This window comes from Bacillus sp. MYb209 (genome assembly GCF_002975175.1).
GTDB lineage: Bacteria > Bacillota > Bacilli > Bacillales > Bacillaceae_G > Bacillus_A.
Window position 1 is genome coordinate 1 of the sequence record NZ_PCNZ01000087.1, and the last position, 4,661, is coordinate 4,661.

The 4,661-nt window shown below is 32.0% G+C and carries 6 protein-coding genes; all 6 read left to right on the plus strand.

The window, feature by feature from the left end:
• The first annotated feature begins 162 nt into the window (after window positions 1–162).
• Entirely contained in the window at window positions 163–297 is a 135-nt protein-coding gene (locus CQZ94_RS32180) for a hypothetical protein (protein WP_258166049.1), read from the plus strand.
• A 539-nt stretch (window positions 298–836) separates the two neighbouring features.
• Complete coding sequence (locus tag CQZ94_RS30190; protein ID WP_098116771.1) at window positions 837–1,421, plus strand: MarR family transcriptional regulator; 585 nt, start codon at window positions 837–839, stop codon at window positions 1,419–1,421.
• 1,160 nt (window positions 1,422–2,581) lie between these two features.
• Window positions 2,582–3,133 carry a MerR family transcriptional regulator gene (locus CQZ94_RS30195; RefSeq protein ID WP_105588368.1) on the plus strand — a complete coding sequence of 184 codons (552 nt, stop codon included), beginning with the start codon at window positions 2,582–2,584 and terminating at the stop codon, window positions 3,131–3,133.
• Between the two features lie 54 nt (window positions 3,134–3,187).
• Window positions 3,188–3,391, plus strand: a complete 204-nt coding sequence (locus CQZ94_RS30200) for a hypothetical protein (protein WP_105588369.1) — start codon at window positions 3,188–3,190, stop codon at window positions 3,389–3,391.
• A gap of 34 nt (window positions 3,392–3,425) precedes the next feature.
• Complete coding sequence (locus CQZ94_RS30205) at window positions 3,426–3,704, plus strand: hypothetical protein (protein WP_105588370.1); 279 nt, start codon at window positions 3,426–3,428, stop codon at window positions 3,702–3,704.
• A gap of 710 nt (window positions 3,705–4,414) precedes the next feature.
• The coding region (locus CQZ94_RS30210) for a TIGR04197 family type VII secretion effector (protein WP_105588371.1) at window positions 4,415–4,661 on the plus strand (247 nt) is incomplete at its 3' end.

The following is a 4,661-nucleotide window of genomic DNA, read 5'->3' on the forward strand; positions in this document are numbered from 1 at the left end:
CCCTTATTATAGTAAGCGCTTACATTTATAACAATACATTTCTATATGCAATATTGCATATTTATACGTTTAGACAAAATTAGACCTTTATTAGTCATTCCTTAATGGTATCATAGCGAGGTGAGAGTCTTTAAGGGTTCTCCTTAATAGGAGGAAACGGATATGGAAAGAGTGCAAGCGATTATTGACAGTAATCTGAAATTCAAGAGCTGGGTTAAACAGGTACTAGCTATAGGCGGAATGTTAGGGTTCTGCTACTTGGTATTATATGTTTTATGTTTCTTAATTGTTATGTAAATATATACAACTATACTAGTGAAGCCTTACCTACAGAGGTAAGGCTCTTTTGTTGTATCTGAGGTGAATTTTTTTTGGAGGTACTCCAAAATATTGGGTTGATGGGCATGTGGTACTACTTCTATCACTGAAAGTAAACAAATAATAAAAAGTTTACTTTCAAAAAAGATAGAAAATCGAGCGAAGCGACAACCGTTTTTTTGAACGAAGGAATGAAATTCCGAGAAAAAAAGTAAAGGTTCTAGGAAACTTCCTAGCAAGTCAAAAACAACGTTTTTGGGGTTGGGCATGCCAAACCCGTAGCTTGCCCATTCTTTTCTTTTTTAGAATTTTCTACACTTAGAAATATAAAAAAGAGTCCTGTATACAGGACTCTTTTTCTTTTAGTTACAACAAAAAAAGCCAATCATGATATAATTGAGTTGCGACGCTACAACTATACATAAGAGGCTTTTTTATTCTTATAAAATTCTAATTACATAATAGCATAAAAAAAGTCTCCGTACTAGTTGTAAATACTAGGAATGAGGAGAAAAGTTATGACAAATACTATCAATTTAAAACAAGCTGAAAAAAATGCAAGATTAAGAGATATCGAGGATTCGAAGATTTTGTCAGAAGAAGAGATGTATTTAGCAAATGAACTTCAAGCAAAGGCTGGCTTAAGAGGAATGAAATTAGTTCCTGAACGTAAAGTGAAGAATAAAGCGAAGTTTGTTCAGATCATTCAACAAAACATCCAGTATTTATTTGAAATTGATTATTTAACAAATGCTGAGAAGGTATTTTTATTAGATATTTCAATGTGTGTAGGTTTTTTAAGTAATTGTTTAGTTAGTGATATTAACTCTAAAGAACAAATCCCATTAACTCAACGAGAATTAGCAAAAAAAATAGGAAGACATGAAACGAAAGTTAGTCCTTTGGTTAGAAAACTAATTGATAAAGGTATTATTGCTCGTTCAGAGAGTGGTGTTGATGATAATAATGTTAGGGCATATGCTTTGTTTATAAATCCTCATGTTATGTTTTCAGGGAATAGAGACGAAGTCAATCCAACACTTAAAGCTATGTTTAGAAAGGTTCCTAAACAACTTAAAAATTTACCTATTAAATTATTCTAAGTCTACTTTAATTAGTAGACTTTTTTTGTTAATTTCGTACTTACCAAAAACGGTAAGTTTACTTACCAAAAACGGTAAGTACGAAAAATCCTGAAACCCTTGGTATTACTGGGGTTTTTCTACTTTGGTATGCTTGTCCCTTCTCACTCTATATAGAAATGGCTAAAAGTTCCGCAAGGAACGGGTCGTATTTTCCTTCGCTTTGCTACAAAAAATCTCCACCCTTTTCGCTTTGCTACATCCTTGCAAAACTTTTTTCGGCTCGAGTTTGGATATCACCAAGCCGATACATCCAAAAGCAACTATTTGGGATCATCGGCTTGAATTGCTATTATACGAGCCGAACCGCTAGTGCCTTCGTCTAATAATTTCACTTACCATATTTATAGATACGTAATACGTGGGGGCTCGTCCCCACACGACGAACCAGCCTCAACCCCAAAAGCAAAGGAAAACCTTCTTTTAAACCTGTTTACTTTGCTTTTTAAGCGTTTGTTTTCGTTTTCGCGACAAATAGTATTGTTTTAGATTTATATTCTTTACAAAGGATTCTGAAGCTCCTGAATAGTATTCTGTATTTTGTTGTTATTTGATTCTAGATTAAGGATTTATATTTATTTAATGCTAATTGTTTTCTTTTAGTATTTTAAAGTAATGTTTGATCGCAATTTATTAAAAATATTATGTCGTTAGTGAGTGGACATCCTGGGAATTTTCGTGTACCCACGTTTAAGCTAGGCTCCGCCTAGGCCCAACCCCTAGTTGGGCCCAAAAACCCCTTATGCTCTTCTCTCTTTTTTGATTCAGAATTTCCAATTTTATAAAGTGGTTTATTTTTTGATTGAAATTTACTATGTTAAAAAACAAAAATGTAAATTTAATTGTGGTTTGTTGCAAGGTTATTAGAAAACTTTTTGTGGCGCCGCCATGGTCTTCGCTATATGGATTAAATAATCATTTATTAAGAAGAAAATGAAGCATGACTTAGAAATGTGAAGAATTCCGTTATTTTTATATGACAGAAGGATATAAACCTTAGTAAAATGAATTAGTAAAAACCTAGGTTTTATACCTAGGTATCAAGGTTGATTTTTTTAAAAATAACCCTTGATATTTAAAAAACTTAGGTTTTTATCTAGGTTTTAAAGGTGGGTACAAAGATGGATAAAAGTGAAAACCTAGGTGAAGAAAAACCAGGTTATATAGCCATGACTGTTAAAGAAGTTGCATTGTGTTTAGATGAATCGCCAAATGTTATAAGAAATTGGATGAAAGAATTAAGGACGTATATTCCTTTAGAGAAAAATGAATCAGGTTATAATGTTTTTAATGAGAAAGCTCTTGAGCAAATGAAGATGGTTAAACAATTACATAGAGAGCAGAATTACTCAATAAAACAAATTGAACATTATTTTGCTACAGGTGGGGAAAGTATAAAGCCTGTACCTAGTAAAGAAGTTGGAGAAATTTTAGCTGAAGAATTAAAATCATTAAAAAATGAAGTTAGTAAACTTAGAGAATATAGTGAGAAACAAGAGGAATTTAATAAATTGTTAATTGAACAACTTCAAAAACAACAAGATTATATTGATAATAAGTTAGAGAAACGTGATCAGAAGTTACTTGAAACAATTAGAGAAGTACAAGAAACAAAATTATTAACGGCAGCTACAAAACCAAAAGGTTTTTTTGCGAAATTATTTGGAAAATGATTTTTTGAGGTTAGGTAAAGAATCTATTATTAAAGATTTAGGGAGATAATTAGTATGAATAAAAAGGTGAAAAAATTCAAATATCTTATGATTATATTAGCGTGTATTGCAATTTTCGGTACAATTTTACCTAATGCATTTGATCCGAATGAAACATTAGCAGGTAACATTTCAGTTGCAGTTTTTGGTATAATTGGTACTTGTTTATTATTTTCTATTACTTATTTTATTGTAAAAAAAGCTATTTTAAGAGGATAAGTTGTTACATTTCTAATGAAAAGGTAGAGGATATATGTTTTTAAAAGCTTCATATTCTGAGTTTATTAATTTTATTATCCTGATTACAGTTATTTTAGTTCTATGGAGATTAAAGGTATGGTCTAATAAAAAATATAATGTTCCTAAAGTATTCAAATGGTTCCCTAAAAGATGGGGGAAACGAAAAATTTTAGAACAGTTTTACCAATCAAAACTTGATGTTGAAGGTAAAGGGATTTGGATTACTTATTATGCTGTAGATTTATATGTTGTAACGATCCCGTTACAAGTGAAAAAATATAATACACTTTAATGTTCTGTTTTTTTATTAAGAAGTTTTAAAATACGGTAAGTGAAATTATAGGTATAATTTTCTATGAAAATTAGCTTTTTATTTATTGTTAGCAATAAATAAAAAATGTATTTAGAAGGAATCGTGGTTGCCGCGCATGTGGAATCGCTGAGTCCTGGCGTTTATGCCGCGAAAGTTCCTTGACGATGAGGGGAACCCTCATGCAAACTCGCCAGGGGTGGCCCCATAAGGGCGGTTTTTGCCCGCTGGGGTTAGCTTTGGGAGTTTGAGGGTTCGGAGGCTCGTTGTCAAGGGAACCGTGGAATAAAAAGCGAGGACGGACCCCAGGACAGGGCAAAAACCAATGTCTTCGCCAAGATTCGTGGTTCTACTGTTAGAAAAAGGCGAATAAGAATATAGCATACATATAATAAGGGAATGCAGTACAGATCAGCATACAAGCATTTCCTTGCTATAAATATGTCAATTTAAATTTATATGCGATTTTCAAATTGCTAATAAGTGATTAATTCAAAAATCGTATTATCTATATAATTTGACTTAAATTAAAAATAATTTCTAGTTTTTTACATGGTATAATTTTATATTAGGAAAAAGGGGTATGTAAAGGTTAGTTGATAACTTAGAAAAATCGATATTGATAGGAAATTTCATATATTTATAGGAATTCCCTTGATATGTTCAGAAAATTCCGGAAAGGATTTTAAAGAATGGGACAATTTCAAAGTAATTTACAAACAGCAACACAAATTGCTACGAAAATGAGATCAGCCTCTGACAGAATTCAAAGTGCAACAAGTCGTTCTATAACAAAGGCGACGCGTACAACGCTATCTGTTAACTCGAAAGCACAAGAAGCGAATCAACAAGTTTTAGATTTAACGAAACAATTTTCTGCTGCTTTTCAACAAGCGGTTGATAATATTCATTCGGTAGCTAACGAGTTTGAGAGAATGG